Raw genomic sequence first — 17843 nt, 5'->3', positions numbered from 1 at the left:
GGGGAGGCGGCGGTGGCGGTGGCATCGGCGGCGTGGGCGGAATAGCGACGCCGCTGGGTGCTTCGCGGCCGACCGTCCCGACGAACTTCACCCTCGGCGAACCCGCGCTCGGCGCATCGACGACCGCCAGGCCTGTGACGGCGCCTGCCGCGATGCCGATGGGTGGCGCACCGATGGGCGGTGCCCCGATGGGTGCCGCCGGCGCGCGGGGCGCGGGCGCTGCGGACGACCAGCACTCGGTACCCGACTATCTGGTCACCGAGGACAACGGCCGTCGCGTGGTCGGTGAGTCGCCTGAGGTCGCGCCAGCGGTCATCGGCCATGAGGAAGCCGCAGAACCCGATCCCAGCCCGGACATCGAACTGCGACTGGGCGTGCCCGGTCCGAAACGAAACGAGGAAGTATGAGCAACTCGCAACTCCGCGTCGAACCCGCCGAACTGGTCTCGGCGGCAAGCGACCTCGACCGGATCGCCGATCGCCTGGAGCACGCGCTCACCGCCGCCGGTCGGGCGTTGCCCGTGGCCGCGCAGGGTCGCGATGAGGTCTCGACCGCAGCTGCCGAGAGTTTCACGACGGTAGCCGAGAAGTTCGAAACGGACACGGCGACGGGAGTTCTGGAGATGCGGAAGATCGCCGCCGTACTCCGCGCGCAGGCCGCCGGCTTCATCGAGGGTGATGCCGAGGCGTCGGACGCCTTCCGCGTGGCGTTGTAGGAGAGCGCGAACCCCCTGCATAGCAACATCATTCCGCTCGCACATCCACAACCCGCCGGCATCGAAGGGAGGCGCTCGTGATCGGCTTCACCGGAGTCAACTGGGACACCCGCCCGACCGAACAGCTCGCCGCCGACCTCGGCGCCGGTCCCGGGCCCGCGCCGCTGGCGGAAGCTGGCCTGGCCTGGGCCGCTCTCGCCGCGGAGGTCGGGGAAGCCGGTGTCGAGTACGCCGCCGTGCTGGCACGCCTGGGGGCACATTGGCAGTCCGCCCACACCAGTGCGGCTTTCGAGAAGCTGACCCGGCTGGCCCCGTGGTTCGCCGAAGTCGCGACCGAGGCGGCCGAGAATGCCACACGCGCCGAAGCCCAGGCCGCGGCGATCACGGTCGCGCGGTTGAACATGCCCGACCTCGCCGAGGTCGACGTCGTCGAGAAACTGCACGAGATCGCAACCACCGCCACCGCGGTCGCACCGATCATCGCCGGTGCGGCCGCCCATGCCGAGCGTGCGGTCGCGCACCAGCGAATGCGGGCTGCCCGTGTGATGCAGACGTACGAGAATGCCACCGAACCTGTTGCCGCGCCGTGGGAATCGGCGAAACCCGCACCGGGGCTCGTGTCCGGTGACGCGCTCGCCGCCGAGCGGGCGGCGGCGGCCCGCGCGGCCGCCGCGCCACCTCCGACCCCGGCGCCGGCCGCGCCTCTGGGTGCGGCGATGCCCGCGGGCATCGGGGGAGTGTTCCTGCCGCCGCCCGAGAAGCTGAAGTACGCACCGACGATCGTCGCGAGCGGACCATCGCAGGTCCCCGCCACGACGTCCGGCGGCGCTCCGGGGGCGTCGGCCCCCGGCACCGGCCCCGGCGTACCGCCGCCGGTGGCCCCGGGTGTCGCCACGGCGGACCGCGGTTCGGTCGTCCGCACCGTCGGCGCCGACGCCGCCGAACTGGACTCGTCCGACCCTCCGCCCTCGGTGGCGACCGAATCCACGGAACAGACGACCTGGGCCGAGCTGGCCACGTCGGATCGTCCTGCTGCGCATTATGTCTCGGCGCCAGACGGGCACGGAATGCCCGACGTCGATCCGCGCTACCTGTCGGAGACGCTGATGCTCGGCAACCCGGGTGAACGCCGATGATGCCGATCGTGCACGACGCCGGGATGACGTTCGATGCCGCAGTCCTGTGCCGGCTCGGCGAACGTTTCGGAGTCCAGACCTGGCCGGTCGTCCTCGACCTCGGGAACGTTGCCGCGGAGTCCGACACCGGGAATGACTCCGCCAACGTCACCCAAGCCGACCCCGACGCGGTGATCGCGGCGCTCGAACTCGTCGAGCACGGTGAGCCCACACCGTGGGCGTCGACGGTGCTACGGGTGCTGGCGCAACCGCAGCGTGAGATCGAGATCCGCTCCTACACTGACGACGTGGTTCGCCGAATCTGTGTGGCGCGCAACGGCCACGACCACGTACTCGTGACGCGGACGGGCCGTCGCGTCGACGTCACGGTCGTCGATGTCGCCGACGTCGAGGCCCTCGCCGCGGTCGTGCGGGCGCAGTTCGACGCTCTCGAATCCGCCGCGGAGCCGGCGGAATTCACGGCCTTCGCGGCTCCGTCCGACGAGGTCGTCGACCGGCTCGGCCGTTGTCGGGCCGGCACCGAGACGACCGACGCCCTGCACGCGCTCGGCGCCGCACCGGCCGATGCCGTCGTCGTCTCGGCAGGGTTCGCGTCGTGCCGGACCCGCACCGAGGTCGTCGCCTCGATGAACGAGGACGGACGATTCGCTCAATCTTCTGGAGCTGTCGCGATTTTCGACACCGAACGGGGTCGAATCGTGTCCAGTCCCAGCAAGTCCCCGGACGGTCGGGTGTGGACCACCTTCTCGCCGGGAACGGGTCATCGAATCGCACAGGCGGTCAGCCTGTTGATAGAGACCCTGCCCGACGGGAAATGGATGCCATGATCCGCATCGGGGGATTCCGCGGAACAGACCGCCGCGGGAATCAACTGTCAGGGGTATCTGTGTCACGGATACCAACGGGGGCATCGCCGAACGGTGCCGTTACACAGGAGGAGCACTCATGCTGAACTTGCCCGGAGCAGGCGGCGGCGCCGGCGTCACCGTGAACGTCGCGGACGGACAGGCCACCGCAGCCAAGGTCGGCAGTCTCGTCGAGGACATGAAGGCCGTCATCAACCAGATCGCCCAGCACGCCGGAAACGCCACACCCACGTGGCAGGGCTCGGCCGGTGTCGCGTTCGACGGCACGCACACCGACTGGAACAAGGCCGCGCTGACCATGAACCAGCTGCTGGAGCAGATCAAGACCCAGCTCACCAACGGCTTCGCCGGTTACGAGGACCAGGACGCGGCTGCCGCGCGCGGACTCAACACCAGCGTCTGACACCGGTCCGCATCCCGAACCTCACGTTCTGCGAAAGGAACCCACCATGAACGGCTCCATCAATTACGACTTCGCCGCTCTCGGCGATCTCAGCGGCGGCCTCCGGGCTGCCTTCACCCGGCTTGAGGACCTGAACTCGCAGCTCAAGGCGCAGGTCGCCGCCCTTGACGGGAACTGGAACTCCCAGCAGGCCAAGGCCGCCTACGTCGACGCGCAGGGTGCCTTCGATCGGATCTTCACCCAGTCCCGTGACTCGCTGACCGCGCTGGAGCAGGGTGTCAGCAACGCCAGCCGCGTCATGCAGGACACCGACGCAGCGATCGGAACGGGTTTCCGCGGTCTCGTCTGACCGCCGACCGATACGTAGCCCGACGTCAGGACGGGGACCCCACGGCCGTGCGCCGGGGTCCCCGTTCGCGTTCGGGCGCGCCGTCTGCCAACGCCCGCGGGAGTCCCGCTTCGTGCGATAGCGTCGACGTCTACAGACCTCGCGGCACCCGTGCCCCGAGGGCGCAGATCTCGACGAGGAGGTAAGCGGTGGCATCTGCCAATACCGTCGGAGGTGGTCGGGAGCAGTTCACCCGGAACTCCGGCTTCATCTTCGCCGCAATCGGTTCCGCAGTGGGCCTCGGCAACATCTGGCGCTTCCCGGGCGTCGCGTACGAGAGCGGCGGTGGCGCGTTCCTCATCCCGTATCTGGTCGCCCTGCTGACCGCGGGCATTCCCGTGCTGTTCCTCGACTACGCGGTCGGGCACCGCTTCCGCGGCACCGCACCACTGTCGTTCCGACGCATCAAGAAGCCGGTCGAGGCGCTGGGCTGGTTCCAGACCGGTCTGCTGTTCGTCATCGGCGTCTACTACGCGGCGGTCATCGCCTGGGCCGCCAGCTACTTCTTCTTCTCGTTCAACCAGAGCTGGGGCGACGACCCGGCGACCTTCTTCACCCAGGACTACCTCCAGGTCGGTGATCCGGGTGTCTCGACGACCGTCGTCGGCGGCGTCGCACTGCCCCTGGTCATCGTGTGGCTCGCGGTGCTGGCCGTCCTGGCGCTCGGTGTCGCCAACGGCATCGAGAAGGTCAACATCGTGTTCATCCCGTTGCTGTTCATCGGGTTCACCGGGCTGGTGATCCGGGCAATCACCCTGCCCGGCGCCGCCGACGGGCTCAACGCCCTCTTCACCCCGCAGTGGGCCGCGCTGAAGGACCTCGACGTGTGGATCGCGGCCTACAGCCAGATCTTCTTCTCGTTGTCGATCGCGTTCGGCATCATGATCGCGTATGCCTCGTTCCAGCGACGCCGGGCCAACATGACCAGCTCGGGTCTGGTCGTCGCGTTCGCCAACTCCTCGTTCGAGATCCTCGCCGGCATCGGCGTGTTCTCGGCGCTCGGCTTCCTGGCCTACCAGCAGCAGGTGGCCGTCTCGGATCTCGAGGGTCTGACCGGTCCGATCCTGTCCTTCGTCACGTTCCCGGCCGTCATCTCGGAGATGCCGGGCGCCGCGTTCTTCGGGGCGCTGTTCTTCGGCTCGCTCGTGATCGCGGGCTTCACCTCGCTCATCTCGCTGATGATCGGTGTGTCCGGTGCGCTCCAGGACAAATGGGGCATCAGCCGCACCAAGGCGGCGGTCGGCGTCTCCGGCATCTGTGGTCTGATCTCGATCGCCCTGTTCTCCACGACCTCGGGCCTGATCGCCCTCGACACGGTGGACATGTTCGCCAACAACGTCGGCGTCGTCGCGTCGGCGATCATGATGACGGTCATCCTCATCTGGGTGCTCCGCCGCGGAGACATGCTGCGCCAGCACCTGAACGCCGTCTCGACGTTCAAGGTCGGCAAGATCTGGCTGGCGCTCGTCGGGGTCGTGGCGCCGATCTTCCTCACGATCATGCTGGTGCAGAAGGTGTGGTCGGTCGTCGACGAGGGATACGAGGGATACCCGACGTGGTACCTCGGCGTCTTCGGCTGGGGCACGATCGCGCTGGTCGTCGTGGCTGCGGTGCTGCTCACCCTGCCGTCCTGGAAGGGCCGGGATCAACCGGACTTCCTACCGTGGCCACCGCTGGCCGACACCGGCCGCACCTCCGGCCCGTCCACGAAGGAGACCGTCCGATGAGCGGTATCGCCATCGTCATGCTCATCGTGTCGATCACCATCGTGTGGGGTGGGCTCGTCGCGAGCATCGTGTTCCTCCGTCGTCGGCCCGAGGTGGAGGACTTGGCGGAGGATCCGGACCTGGTCCGGGAGGACGCCGACCGCGCGGCCCGGCCCCACCCTTCGCGCGACACCTGAGGCTCGGAGCACCTGCCCCTCGGAACCGCCCGCTCGTTCGGTTAGCCTGGGTCGAACGCATTCGCGCCTGCATCGACGGGCGCCCGACGCGAACGACAAGGGGATCAAGTGACGACTGCTCAGGACGAGCTGAAGGCCGACAGCCGCAACGGAATCGACTACAAGGTGGCCGACCTGTCCCTCGCGGACTTCGGCCGCAAGGAGATCGAGCTCGCCGAGCACGAGATGCCCGGACTCATGGCGCTTCGACGCGAATACGCGGACGTGCTGCCGCTCAAGGGAGCTCGTATCTCCGGCTCGCTGCACATGACCGTGCAGACCGCGGTCCTCATCGAGACCCTCACCGCGCTCGGCGCCGAGGTGCGATGGGCGTCGTGCAACATCTTCTCCACCCAGGATCACGCGGCCGCGGCGATCGTCGTCGGGCCCAACGGCACGCCGGACGAGCCGAAGGGTGTGCCGGTCTTCGCCTGGAAGGGCGAGACCCTGGAGGAGTACTGGTGGGCGGCCGAGGAGATGCTGACCTGGCCCGGTGAACCGGCGAACATGATCCTCGACGACGGCGGGGACGCCACCATGCTGGTGCTCCGCGGTGCCGAGTTCGAGAAGGCCGGCGTGGTCCCGCCCGCGGAGGACGACCACCCCGCCGAGTACAAGGTGTTCCTCGAACTGCTGCGCAAGCGGTTCGAGACGGACAAGGGCAAGTGGACCGCGATCGCCGAGTCGGTCCAGGGCGTCACCGAGGAGACCACCACCGGTGTGCTGCGGCTGTACCAGTTCGCCGCCGCCGGCGACCTCGCGTTCCCGGCGATCAACGTCAACGACTCGGTCACCAAGTCGAAGTTCGACAACAAGTATGGGACCCGCCACTCGCTGATCGACGGCATCAACCGCGGCACCGATGTCCTCATCGGCGGCAAGAAGGTGCTGATCTGCGGCTACGGCGACGTCGGCAAGGGGTGCGCGGAATCGCTCGCCGGCCAGGGCGCCCGCGTCCAGGTCACCGAGATCGACCCGATCAACGCGCTGCAGGCGCTGATGGACGGCTTCGACGTCGTCACCGTCGAGGACGCGATCGGCAACGCCGACATCGTCATCACCTCGACCGGCAACCTGGGCATCATCACCCTCGAGCACATGCGGGCGATGAAGCACCAGGCGATCCTGGGCAACATCGGCCACTTCGACAACGAGATCGACATGGCCGGCCTCGAGCGGTCGGGTGCCAAGCGCATCACCGTCAAGCCGCAGGTCGACCAGTGGATCTTCGAGAACGGCAAGTCGATCATCGTGCTCTCCGAAGGCCGTCTGCTCAACCTCGGCAACGCGACCGGTCACCCCTCGTTCGTCATGAGCAACAGCTTCTCGAACCAGGTCATCGCGCAGATCGAACTGTGGACGAAGAACGACGAGTACGACAACGAGGTCTACCGCCTGCCCAAGCACCTCGACGAGAAGGTGGCCCGCATCCACGTGGAGGCGCTCGGCGGCAAGCTCACCAAGCTCACCAAGGAGCAGGCCGAGTACATCAACGTCGATGTCGAGGGGCCGTACAAGCCCGAGCACTACCGCTACTGATCGATCGGCAGAGAAAAGGAGCCCCACCTCGGTGGGGCTCCTTTTCTATGACCGGGGGTTCGAAAGCCGGGTTCCCGAAGTCAGGTTCCGATGTCGGGTTCGGCGTCGGGGCAGTAGATCCACGAACCCTCCTCCTTGAGGAAGCGCTCGTTCGACTTCTCCGATGCCGTTCTCTCCGTGCCCTTCTCGAGGTGGGACACGACCTCGGACTGGGCGACGTCGCCGTCGAAGACCGTGTCGAGGAAGCCGTCGAGAACGATGTCTCCGCCGTCGGCAGGGGGTACGCCGGTGATCCGGTCTCGGGACTGGGTGCACACCGCGGCGCGCATGCGCGCGACGTCGCGCTCGTTGCGGGCGGTGATGTAGGCGAGCAACGCCGCCCGGATCTCGGAAAGGGCGGTGTAGTCGGTCGATCCCGGCTCCGACCCGCTCTCACTCGGCGACGGGTCGTCGGAGGCGGAGGTCGGGCCCGACGTCGCGCTGGACGAACCGGCGACCACGGTGTCGTCCGACGACGATCTGGTCACCACCACCGTGAGCACCAGGGCGATCACCGCGACGACCGCGACGCCGCCGAGCGCCCAGGCGACGATCACCCCGGTGTTGCCGCGCGGCGGCGGGCCGGGCGGGCCCCCGAATCCGGGAGCCCCGGCCCCGGGGGGACCATACTGTCCCGGGGCGAACGGGGGACGGCCGTACGGGGCGGGCGGCGGCACCGGCCCCCGGTCGGGCGGAGGGCCGTATCCCCCCGGGCGATGCGGACCGGGCACTGGTTGCCGACCCGGGCCGTACTGCTGACCGGGACCCTGTTGACCGGGGCCCTGCCTGCCGGGACCCGGCGGGCCCGAACCCTGTGGACCCGGGCCCGGCCGGCCGGGGCCCGGCGGACCGTACGGCGGCGGCCCACCACCAGGTGGCGGTGGCTGATAGGTCATGAAATGCCCTTCACAATCGGTGGTCCCAGGCTATCGAAAGGGCGCCGCGAGGTCATCGGACGCGTCATTCGGTCGGTGCTGTCCGGTCGGTACGGAGCTCGTCGGCCAGGCCTGCGACATCCTCGCCGTCGAACAGGTGCCAGGGCGACATCCAGGCGTCCTCGGCGAGTTCGCGGTAGACGGCGTCGACCCGGCGCTGCAGGGCGTCGTCGCGTTCGTAGGCGTCCCGGGCTCGCGCCGCGTCCTGGTCGGCGCGCGATGCCGCACGCTGCATCGCGACCTCCGGTGACACCCCCAGCAGGACATGACGATCGGGGACCGGCATGTCGAATCGGCCGAACTCGAGGTCGACGACCCACCGCACCATCTCACCGCCGGCGCCCTGCTCCAGACGTGCGGCGTTGTAGGCGGCGTTGGACGCGACATAGCGGTCCAGGATCACGATGTCGTGGGCTTCGGTGGCGGCGTGGATGTCCCCGACCGCTCCGGCCCGGTCGAGCGCGAACAGCAGTGCCATCGCGTACACGCTGTCGCGTAGGTCACCGTGCGAACCGTGGAGCGCTTCGGCCGCGATGTCGGCGGTCGCCGACCGGCCGTAGCGGGGGAAGGTGAACGTCGCGACCCGGAGTCCGACCGCTGACCATCGGTCGATCAGACCGGTGACCAAGGTGTTCTTGCCGGCGCCGTCGAGTCCTTCCACGGCTATCAATTGACCCACGCCGGGGAGTCTAGGTGGTTAAACCAAACGGGTCAGAACGTCCGTCCCGGCGCGTCGATCACCACGGTTTCATCACGGTGATGTCACCATTGACAACATGAAACCCCGCATCCTCGTCGTCGACGACGACGCCGCACTCGCCGAGATGCTGACGATCGTGTTGCGCGGCGAGGGTTTCGAGCCCTTCGTGGTGGGCGACGGCACACAGGCTCTGACCGCGGTCCGGGAGATCCGTCCCGATCTGGTGCTTCTCGACCTCATGCTGCCCGGCATGAACGGCATCGACGTCTGCCGTGTGCTGCGTGCCGATTCGGGTGTGCCCATCGTGATGCTGACGGCGAAGTCCGACACCGTCGATGTGGTGCTGGGCCTGGAATCCGGCGCCGATGACTACATGGTCAAACCGTTCAAGCCGAAGGAGCTGGTCGCCCGGGTGCGTGCGCGCCTGCGCCGGACCGACGAGGAACCGGCCGAGCTGCTGTCGATCGGCCCGGTGGAGATCGATGTGCCCGCGCACAAGGTCACCCGCGACGGCGTGCCGATCTCGCTGACCCCGCTCGAGTTCGACCTGCTGGTCGCGCTCGCGCGCAAGCCCCGTCAGGTGTTCACCCGCGACGTCCTCCTCGAACAGGTGTGGGGATACCGGCATCCGGCGGACACTAGACTCGTCAACGTGCATGTCCAGCGGTTACGCGCGAAGGTCGAAACCGACCCGGAGAATCCCGAGGTCGTCCTGACGGTGAGGGGGGTCGGCTACAAGGCCGGCCCGCCGTGATCGGTCGATCTCGACGACGGGTCAACAGCACTCTCGGACGCTTCACCCGCACCGCCGGCGCTGTCGGACGTGCCTTCGGGCACATCTGGCGGCGCTCGCTGCAGTTGCGGGTCGTGGTGTCCACGTTGGTGCTGTCGGTCGTCGTTCTCCTCATTCTCGGCTTCGTCCTCGTCACCCAGATCACCGACCGGTTGCTCGACGTCAAGCTGGCGGCGGCGACCGAGGAGATCGATCGCGCCCGCATCTCGGTGGAGCGCGATCTGTCGAGCGGCGCGGGCAACATGTCCGTCCAGAACCGTTTGCGTCAGACGCGGTCCCTGCTCACCGACCGGGACGCCGACACCGGGCAGGCGTCGGGTGCCGTCGGTGCCTTCGACACCGTCCTGCTGGTACCGGGCGGCTCCGACAACGGGGTCGCGAGCGGCGTCGGGCCGACGGCCGAGGTGCCGTCGAACCTGCGGGACATGGTCCGCGGCGGTCAGGTGGCCTACCAGTACACCCAGGTCCCCGACGGGACGGGGGGTCGGGCGCCGGCGCTGATCGTCGGCAGTCCCACGAACGCCTCGGTGCCCGGCCTCGAGTTGTACCTGGTGTTCCCGTTGACCGCGGAACAGAACACGCTCGACCTCGTCCGCGGCACGCTGCTGACGGGCAGCATCGTGCTACTCGGTCTGCTGGCCGCGATCGCGTGGCTCGTGTCGCGTCAGGTCGTCATCCCGGTGCGGTCGGCGTCGCGGATCGCGGTGCGGTTCGCCGACGGCCGGCTGAAGGAGCGGATGCCGGTCCGCGGTGAGGACGACATGGCCCGGCTCGCGATGTCCTTCAACGACATGGCCGAGAGCCTGTCCAAGCAGATCACCCATCTCGAGGAGTTCGGCGGACTGCAGCGGCAGTTCACCTCCGACGTCAGCCACGAACTGCGCACGCCGCTGACCACCGTGCGGATGGCCTCCGACGTGCTCTACGAGGGCCGCGAGGATCTCGACCCGGTCCGCAAGCGGTCGGTGGAATTGCTGGACAAGGAACTCGACCGCTTCGAGACGTTGCTCAACGAGCTCCTGGAGATCTCGCGTCACGACGCCGGCATGGCCGAACTGGCCGCCGAGCGGATGGACATGGCCATCCCGATCGACGGTGCCCTGGCCACGGTCGGTCACCTCGCCGAGGAGACCGGCACCGAGCTCGTCCTCGATCTCCCGGCCGAACCCGTCCTGGCCGAGATCGATCCGCGTCGCGTCGAACGCATCCTGCGGAACCTGCTCGCCAACGCCATCGATCACGGCGAACGGAAACCGGTGACGCTCACCATGCGTTCGGATGGTGACGCGGTGGCCATCACCGTGCGCGATCAGGGCATCGGACTGCGGCCGGGGGAGGAGAAGCTGGTGTTCAACCGGTTCTGGCGATCCGACCCGTCGCGATTCCGGCGTTCGGGCGGTACCGGCCTCGGCCTGGCCATCAGCATCGAGGACGCCCGCCTGCACCAGGGGCGCCTCGAGGCGTGGGGTGAACCGGGCAAGGGCGCATGCTTCCGGTTGACGTTGCCGCTCGTGCGCGGGCACAAGGTCCTCGGTTCGCCGCTGCCCCTGAAATCGGTGGGCACCCTGCAGCGCACCTCCGCGCCCAGGACGGGTGGGCGCGCCGCGGGCCCGGGAGCGGGTGCCGAATGACGCGGTCATCCCGGTCCGGCCGCGCCGTCCTGGCGCTGGCGCTCGGTATCGCGGCGCTGCTGCTGGTCACCGCGTGCGGGGCGATCCCCAACGACTCGTCTCCCCAGCCGATCAAATCGTTCGAACGCGAGGGCGCGACCAACGCGGTCCCGGTGCCCCAGGCCGACATGGATCCCGAGGCCCTGGTGCGGGCCTTCCTCAAGTCCACCGTCGATCCCGACTCGGCGCATCGCTCGGCGCGCGCCTTCCTGACCTCGGTCGCCTCGCAGCAGTGGGACGACCGCGGCGACGCGCTGATCGTCGACGAGATCAACACCTTCGTCGACCAGCGCAACGAGGACTCGGTGCGGATGCGGCTCATCGGCGACAACGTCGGGACCCTCAAGTCCGACGGTCAGCTGCTGCCGGCCTCGGGACGGGTCGAGACCAGCATCAGCCTCACCCGCTCGGGAGACCAGTGGCGCATCGACGGGCCCCTGCCGAACGGCACGATGATCGACCGGGACCAGTTCGACAGCACCTACCGGCCGGTCTCGCTGTACTACAGCGACCGCACCGGGCGCCGGCTCGTCCCCGACCCGCGCTGGCTCTACGCGGGACAGGCGACCGACCCGACCGTGCTGGTGAACCGGTTGATCGCGGGACCCGCGTCGGACCTCGCGGCGGCAGTGGACAGCGGTTTCCCCAACGGAGCCGCACTGCGGGGTCCGGTCGTCGGCCTCGCCGGCGGCGGCGTACGTGTGGATCTCGACGGCATCGGGAGCGCCCCCGCGCGGGATCGCAACCTGCTGGCGGCGCAGATCATCTGGACGCTCGACGGCGCCGACATATCCGGGCCCTACGTCATCGACGCCGACGGCGCGCCGCTGGCCGCCGAACGCGCCTCCGGATGGCAGACCACCGACGTGCGGGCCTTCGATCCGAACTCTGTGCCCACCACCGATGTCGGGCTCAACATCGTCACGGGCGGCGCGTTGCGAGCGGTGACCGACACCGCGACCGTGCCGGTGCAGGGGCCGCTCGGGTCGGCGCGCGATCTGCGGTCGGCGACCATCTCCGACAACGGGGCGCGGGTGGCCGCGGTCCGGAGTCTGTCCGGACCCGAGCGCAGGCTCGAACTGGTGATCGGCGACTACGGCGGCGACGTCGGACCGATCGTCGGCGGGTCGTCGATCACCCGGCCGTCGTTCGGCTCCGACGAGAACACCGTGTGGGTCGTCGTCGACGGCAAACCGATCCAATGGCAACGCGACGACGACGGCACCGCCACCGTGCCCGTCGAGGCTTCGGCGATCCCTACGGTCGCGCGAGGCGCGATCACCGAGATGCAGGTGGCCCCGGACGGTGTGCGCACCGCACTGGTGGTCGGCGGACAGATCGTCTTCGCGGTGCTGTCGACCAACACCGAGGGCCAGGTCTCGCTGACCAGCCCGCGGATCGCGGCCTACAACATCGGCAACCGCGCGGTCTCGGTGGACTGGGCGTCGCCGACGACGCTGATGATCGCGCGCGAGGCACCCGAGTCGCCGGTCGTGCAACTGTCGATCGACGGCACCCCGGCGGTTGGCCTGCTGAGCGGCAACGTGTCACCGCCGGTGCGGGCGGTGGTCGCCAACGCCTCGACGATCTACGTGGGCGATCAGCGCGGTGTGCTGCGACTCGGCAGCAGCAACGGCCAACCCGACCAGTACTGGACCGAGGTCGAGCCGGCGATGATCGAGGGCGCGATCCCGGTCCTGCCCTGAAATCCGAGCCGCTACCGTCAGGCAGCTGCGAGCACGACGACCGCCGCGACGTCGACGCCGTTCTCGGCGAGCACGCGCACCGATTCGGTCACGGTCGCGCCGGTCGTCAGCACGTCGTCGACCAGGATCGCGCTCGCCCCGAGGGTCGGGACGGCGCCGGAGCGCAGCCGGACGGCGCCGCGCAGATTCCGGGCGCGGGCCCGGGCGTCGAGCCCGGCGGAGTCCCGTGCCGTCGCCGACGTCACCAGCAGCGGTGCGACCCGTACCCGTCGGCCCAGTGCGGGCGCCGCGTTCGCCGCCACCGCCGTGACGGGGTCCCCGCCGCGCCGCCGCGCCGTCATCCGGCGGGTCGGTGCCGGGATCAGCAGCATCCGTTCGGCGTCGGGGAGCTCACCCCACCGGGCCAGCACGCGGACACCGAGCGCGAGAGCGGTGCCAAGGGGCCGGGCAAGATCGCGACGGTCGTGTTCCTTGAGCGCGATGATCGCCTGCCGATGCGGACCGCGGTACCGGCCCAGCGCCCAGACCGGGACGCCGGGCGCGACCCGAGGGTGGGCCGCGATGGGGGCGTCGGACAACGCGCGCTCGCATCGTCGGCACCACCGGGTACCCGGGCGACCGCACCCGCCGCAGACCATCGGGAACATCAGATCGGCTCCCGCCTCGAAGACCTCCCGGCGCCACGTCACGCGCCGACGGTAGTGCACCTCGCACAGGTGTGCGGGGCGGTGGGCGAGGGTGTGCACAACCGGGGCACGGGTGCTCGCGGGAGGATCTCGTGCCCGTTCGTCCCGACATGCCGACGCCGCGCCGCAAAACGTGGCCGATACCGGAACTTGCGGCTACGGTCGGGGGTACAGCAGGTTGCCGGAGGCCGTCGCGGTGTGCCGGCCACGACCGCTTTTGCCGGGAGGTGATGCCCCTGTCTTTGAGTGTCAGCTGTCAGCTGACATGGACACATCCTCGGTGCCGTTCGAATCGCCAGTGCGACAACAGATCACGGCGATTCAATCGGCTTCGGGACAATTCAGGAGGTAGTTGAATGTCCACAGTCATCCACCGCAAAGGCCAGCGCGAACCGAAGACCGCCGACCCACGGCCGACCGTGGAGGAGGGTCCCGCGCCCGACCGCCGATCAACCGAGAACGATTCCTACGATCCGGAATTCGCCTTCGTCCGCCCACCGGGAACGGTGGACGCCGACGAGCCGGCCGAACCCACCGCGAAGGTCGTGTTCAGCGGCCGCAACGTCGAGATCCCCGACCACTACCGCATCTACGTCGGCGACAAACTCGCTCGCCTCGAGCGATTCGATCCGACCATCTACCGATTCGACGTCGAGCTGAACCACGAGCGCAACCGGAGACAGTCCAAGGTCTGTCAACAGGTGGAGATCACCGCGACGGGCAAGGGGCCGATCGTCCGGGCGCAGGCCTGCGGCGAGAACTTCTACGCCGCCCTCGAACACGCGCTCGACAAGGTCGAGTCCCGGCTGCGCCGCGTCAAGGACCGCCGCCGCGTCCATCACGGCAACCGTCGGCCGCTCTCGGTCGCCGAAGCCACCGAGATCGGTGCGCCGCCCCTCCGCGACAACCAGCTCTCCGTGGACGGTTTCGTCGGTGATCCGAACTCGACGGCGGCCGACTCCGCCGAACGGTGGGACGACGGCGTGGAGGAATACACACCCGGTCAGATCGTCCGCGTGAAGGAGCACACGGCCGTGCCGATGACCGTCGACGACGCGCTCTACGAGATGGAACTGGTCGGCCACGACTTCTTCCTGTTCCACGACAAGGAGACCGACAAGGCGTCCGTCGTCTATCGCCGCCACGCCTTCGACTACGGGCTCATCAGGTTGACCTGACGCCCGAGCGGGCCCCGCAGGCGGTCATCCGGTCGATGTCCGACGATCCGATCAGGGTCTGCTCAGCTCACCTCGGTACCATGGGATCCGGTCTGTGCGTTCGCGCGGGCCGGATTCCGTGTGTTTTCTACAGGTGAGGGACTCGATCCACGGTGCTGAACAAGCTGTTGCGTGTCGGCGAAGGCCGCATGGTCAAGCGACTCGATGCGATCGCATCGCACGTCGAGACGCTGTCCGATGACGTCGAGGCGTTGACCGACGCCGAGTTGCGTGCCAAGACAGACGAGTTCAAAGAGCGCATCGCCGACGGGGCGTCGCTCGACGAGCTGCTGCCCGAGGCCTTCGCGGTCGCCCGCGAGGCGGCGTGGCGAGTGCTCGACCAGAAGCACTTTCACGTGCAGATCATGGGCGGGGCCGCGCTGCACTACGGGAACATCGCCGAGATGAAGACCGGTGAGGGCAAGACGCTCACCTGTGTGCTCCCGGCCTACCTCAACGCGCTCTCCGGCGACGGCGTGCACGTGGTCACCGTCAACGACTACCTGGCCAAGCGCGACTCCGAGTGGATGGGCCGCGTGCACCGGTTCCTCGGTCTCGACACCGCCGTCATCCTCACCGGCATGAGCTCGGCCGCGCGGCGCGAGGCCTACGCCGCCGACATCACCTACGGCACGAACAACGAATTCGGCTTCGACTACCTGCGCGACAACATGGCGCACTCGCTCGAGGACCTCGTCCAGCGCGGCCACTCGTACGCGATCGTCGACGAGGTCGACTCGATCCTCGTCGACGAGGCCCGTACCCCGTTGATCATCTCCGGCCCCGCCGAGGGGTCGAGCAAGTGGTACACCGAGTTCGCGCGGATCGCCCCGCTGCTCGAGCGCGACGTGCACTACGAGGTCGACATCAAGAAGAAGACCGTCGGTGTCCACGAGGCCGGCGTCGAGTTCGTCGAGGACCGCCTCGGCATCGACAACCTCTACGAGGCCGCCAACTCGCCCCTGGTCAGCTACCTGAACAACGCGATCAAGGTCAAGGAGCTGTTCCAGCGCGACAAGGACTACATCGTCCGCAACGGCAACGTCATGATCGTCGACGAGTTCACCGGCCGCGTGCTCGACGGGCGTCGCTTCAACGAGGGCCTGCACCAGGCCATCGAGGCGAAAGAGGGCGTCGAGATCAAGGCCGAGAACCAGACGCTCGCCACGATCACACTGCAGAACTACTTCCGCCTCTACGAGAAGCTGTCCGGGATGACCGGTACCGCCGAGACCGAGGCCGCCGAGTTCGACCAGATCTACAAGCTCGGGGTGCTGCCGATCCCGACTAACAAGCCGATGATCCGCAAGGACCAGGGTGACCTGATCTACAAGACCGAGGAGGCGAAGTTCGCCGCGGTCGTCGACGACGTCACCGAGCGCCATGCGACGGGTCAGCCCGTCCTGATCGGTACGACCAGCGTCGAGCGTTCGGAATACCTCTCCCGCCAGCTCAAGAAGCGCGAGATCCCGCACAGCGTCCTGAATGCGAAGTTCCACGAGCAGGAAGCGCAGATCATCGCCGAGGCGGGTCGGCTCGGCGCGGTCACGGTGGCCACCAACATGGCCGGTCGCGGTACCGACGTCGTGCTCGGCGGCAACCCCGACATCATCGCCGACACCCGGCTTCGCAAGGCCGGTCTCGACCCGGTGCAGACCCCCGACGAGTACGAGGCCGCGTGGGACGAGGCCATCGAGGTCGCCCGCACCGACGCCGCGAAGGAGGCCGAGGAGGTCCGCGCAGCCGGCGGTCTGTACGTGCTGGGCACCGAACGCCACGAGTCACGCCGTATCGACAACCAGCTGCGCGGCCGTTCCGGCCGCCAGGGCGACCCGGGTGAGTCGCGGTTCTACCTGTCGGTCGCCGACGAGCTCATGCGTCGATTCAACGGCGGTGCGCTCGAGGCGATCATGAACCGGCTGCCCGACGACGTCCCCATCGAGGCGAAGATGGTGACCAAGGCGATCCGCAGCGCGCAGACGCAGGTCGAGCAGCAGAACTTCGAGATGCGCAAGAACGTGCTCAAGTACGACGAGGTGATGAACGAGCAGCGCAAGGTCATCTACGCCGAGCGCCGCACCATCCTCGAGGGCGAGGATCACCACGAGCAGGTCAAGCAGATGGTCGACGACGTCGTCGGGGCCTACGTCGACGGTGCGACCGCCGAGGGTTACGCCGAGGACTGGGATCTCGACGAGCTGTGGACCGCACTGCGTGCGCTGTACCCGATCGAGCTCGATCCGAAGGATGTCGTCGGTGAGTCCGAATACGGTGAGCGCGATGACATCTCGGCCGACGAGCTGCGCGAGAAGCTCGTCGCCGACGCGCGCGCCGCGTACGACACCCGTGAGAAGCAGATCGACGCGATCGCCGGCGAGGGCGCGATGCGACAGCTCGAACGGAGTGTGTTGCTGAGCGTGCTCGACCGCAAGTGGCGCGACCACCTGTACGAGATGGACTACCTGCGCGAGGGCATCCACCTGCGTTCGATGGCACAGCGTGACCCGGTCGTCGAGTACCAGCGCGAGGGCTTCGACATGTTCCACGGCATGCTCGAGGGCTTGAAGGAAGAGACGCTGAGCATCCTGTTCAACGCGCAGGTGCAGACACAGCAGCCGGCGGCCGAGCAACCGCTCCCGAGTGCTGCCGACCTGCGCGCGGCCGTGGGCGCGGGTGCCCCGGCACCGGTGCCCGCTCCCGCTCCGGCCGCCGACTCCGGTGCTCAGGCCCCGGCCGCCCTGCGGGCCCCGACTCAGTCGGCGGACGCGGCGGTCACATACTCGGGCCCGGGCGAGGGCGGCGGTACGGTCGTGCACTCCGGGGAGGAGGAGCTCTCGGGCGCCGCGGAATCCGCCAGCCGTCGCGAGCGCCGCGCCGCGGCCCGCGCCACCACCAAGGGGTCCCGGCCGAAGCCGCCGAAGTCCAAGAAGCAGCGCCGCTGACCGGCGCCCCAAGCGGGTGCCGCCACCAGCAGTGACCGCCGACGGTCGGTCCCGGAGATGTCCGGGACCGACCGTCGACGTTTTTCTCGGATTCGATGGAACCGGGACGCCGCCCCGTGCGTCCAAATCCCATGCGTCCACTCCTGGCGGGTCCTGAACTCGCACC

The 17843-nt window shown here is 68.7% G+C and carries 16 protein-coding genes and 1 pseudogene; 14 read left to right on the top strand and 3 right to left on the bottom strand.

Going from position 1 to position 17843, the window contains the following annotated elements; translation table 11 throughout:
* The 9 genes and pseudogenes from JW364_RS10360 to ahcY form a co-directional block, all read left to right on the top strand.
* Window positions 1–407: pseudogene (locus tag JW364_RS10360) on the top strand (hypothetical protein); the annotation flags it as partial.
* The gene (locus JW364_RS10355; protein WP_165629746.1) at window positions 404–715 is read left to right on the top strand and encodes a PE family protein; all 312 of its coding nucleotides are present in this window, start codon (window positions 404–406) and stop codon (window positions 713–715) included. The pseudogene JW364_RS10360 and the gene JW364_RS10355, both read left to right, overlap by 4 nt.
* A gap of 77 nt (window positions 716–792) precedes the next feature.
* Window positions 793–1851: a PPE domain-containing protein gene (locus tag JW364_RS10350; protein WP_078113321.1), complete on the top strand. Its 1059-nt coding sequence runs from the start codon at window positions 793–795 to the stop codon at window positions 1849–1851.
* A complete protein-coding gene (locus JW364_RS10345; RefSeq protein ID WP_068970068.1) occupies window positions 1848–2678 on the top strand; it encodes an ESX secretion-associated protein EspG in 831 nt (276 codons plus the stop codon). The genes JW364_RS10350 and JW364_RS10345 overlap by 4 nt, the downstream gene beginning before the upstream one ends.
* A 118-nt stretch (window positions 2679–2796) precedes the next feature.
* Complete coding sequence (locus JW364_RS10340) at window positions 2797–3120, top strand: WXG100 family type VII secretion target (protein ID WP_014927790.1); 324 nt, start codon at window positions 2797–2799, stop codon at window positions 3118–3120.
* Between the two features lie 46 nt (window positions 3121–3166).
* Window positions 3167–3469, top strand: coding sequence for a WXG100 family type VII secretion target (locus tag JW364_RS10335; RefSeq protein WP_058251950.1), 303 nt, complete (start codon window positions 3167–3169; stop codon window positions 3467–3469).
* Between the two features lie 188 nt (window positions 3470–3657).
* Window positions 3658–5235 (top strand): sodium-dependent transporter, encoded by a 1578-nt coding sequence (locus tag JW364_RS10330; protein ID WP_068970069.1) that lies wholly within the window; start codon window positions 3658–3660, stop codon window positions 5233–5235.
* Window positions 5232–5411 carry a methionine/alanine import family NSS transporter small subunit gene (locus JW364_RS10325; RefSeq protein ID WP_058251948.1) on the top strand — a complete coding sequence of 60 codons (180 nt, stop codon included), beginning with the start codon at window positions 5232–5234 and terminating at the stop codon, window positions 5409–5411. The genes JW364_RS10330 and JW364_RS10325 overlap by 4 nt, the downstream gene beginning before the upstream one ends.
* Before the next feature lie 108 nt (window positions 5412–5519).
* A complete protein-coding gene (gene ahcY, locus JW364_RS10320; protein ID WP_058251947.1) occupies window positions 5520–6989 on the top strand; it encodes an adenosylhomocysteinase in 1470 nt (489 codons plus the stop codon).
* 80 nt (window positions 6990–7069) lie between these two features.
* On the opposite strand, the gene JW364_RS10315 is transcribed toward ahcY, so the two are convergent.
* Entirely contained in the window at window positions 7070–7705 is a 636-nt protein-coding gene (locus tag JW364_RS10315; protein WP_231742398.1) for a hypothetical protein, read from the bottom strand.
* A 283-nt stretch (window positions 7706–7988) separates the two neighbouring features.
* Window positions 7989–8642, bottom strand: a complete 654-nt coding sequence (locus JW364_RS10310) for a dTMP kinase (RefSeq protein WP_058251945.1) — start codon at window positions 8640–8642, stop codon at window positions 7989–7991.
* Between the two features lie 88 nt (window positions 8643–8730).
* Between JW364_RS10310 and mtrA the strand changes: the two genes are divergently transcribed.
* Genes mtrA through lpqB form a run of 3 tightly spaced genes read left to right on the top strand, consistent with a single transcriptional unit; the run spans window position 8731 to window position 12832 of the window.
* The gene (gene mtrA, locus JW364_RS10305) at window positions 8731–9417 is read left to right on the top strand and encodes an MtrAB system response regulator MtrA (RefSeq protein ID WP_091344371.1); all 687 of its coding nucleotides are present in this window, start codon (window positions 8731–8733) and stop codon (window positions 9415–9417) included.
* Window positions 9414–11087: an MtrAB system histidine kinase MtrB gene (gene mtrB, locus JW364_RS10300; RefSeq protein ID WP_058251944.1), complete on the top strand. Its 1674-nt coding sequence runs from the start codon at window positions 9414–9416 to the stop codon at window positions 11085–11087. The genes mtrA and mtrB overlap by 4 nt, the downstream gene beginning before the upstream one ends.
* Window positions 11084–12832 carry an MtrAB system accessory lipoprotein LpqB gene (gene lpqB, locus JW364_RS10295; protein WP_058251943.1) on the top strand — a complete coding sequence of 583 codons (1749 nt, stop codon included), beginning with the start codon at window positions 11084–11086 and terminating at the stop codon, window positions 12830–12832. The genes mtrB and lpqB overlap by 4 nt, the downstream gene beginning before the upstream one ends.
* Before the next feature lie 17 nt (window positions 12833–12849).
* Here lpqB and JW364_RS10290 read toward each other — a convergent pair whose 3' ends face one another.
* Window positions 12850–13479, bottom strand: coding sequence for a ComF family protein (locus JW364_RS10290; protein WP_068970090.1), 630 nt, complete (start codon window positions 13477–13479; stop codon window positions 12850–12852).
* Between the two features lie 395 nt (window positions 13480–13874).
* Between JW364_RS10290 and hpf the strand changes: the two genes are divergently transcribed.
* Together hpf and secA are read left to right on the top strand one after the other, a co-directional pair.
* Entirely contained in the window at window positions 13875–14696 is an 822-nt protein-coding gene (gene hpf / locus JW364_RS10285; protein WP_068970071.1) for a ribosome hibernation-promoting factor, HPF/YfiA family, read from the top strand.
* A 152-nt stretch (window positions 14697–14848) separates the two neighbouring features.
* On the top strand, window positions 14849–17677 hold the full coding sequence (gene secA, locus JW364_RS10280; protein WP_205333218.1) for a preprotein translocase subunit SecA: 2829 nt from the start codon (window positions 14849–14851) through the stop codon (window positions 17675–17677).
* Window positions 17678–17843: the final 166 nt, after the last annotated feature.

The sequence above is a fragment of the Gordonia sp. BP-119 genome (genome assembly GCF_016924115.1).
Classification (GTDB): domain Bacteria; phylum Actinomycetota; class Actinomycetes; order Mycobacteriales; family Mycobacteriaceae; genus Gordonia; species Gordonia hongkongensis.
The sequence above is the reverse complement of the archived record's forward strand: the minus strand, read 5'-3'. Positions and strand labels throughout refer to the sequence as shown.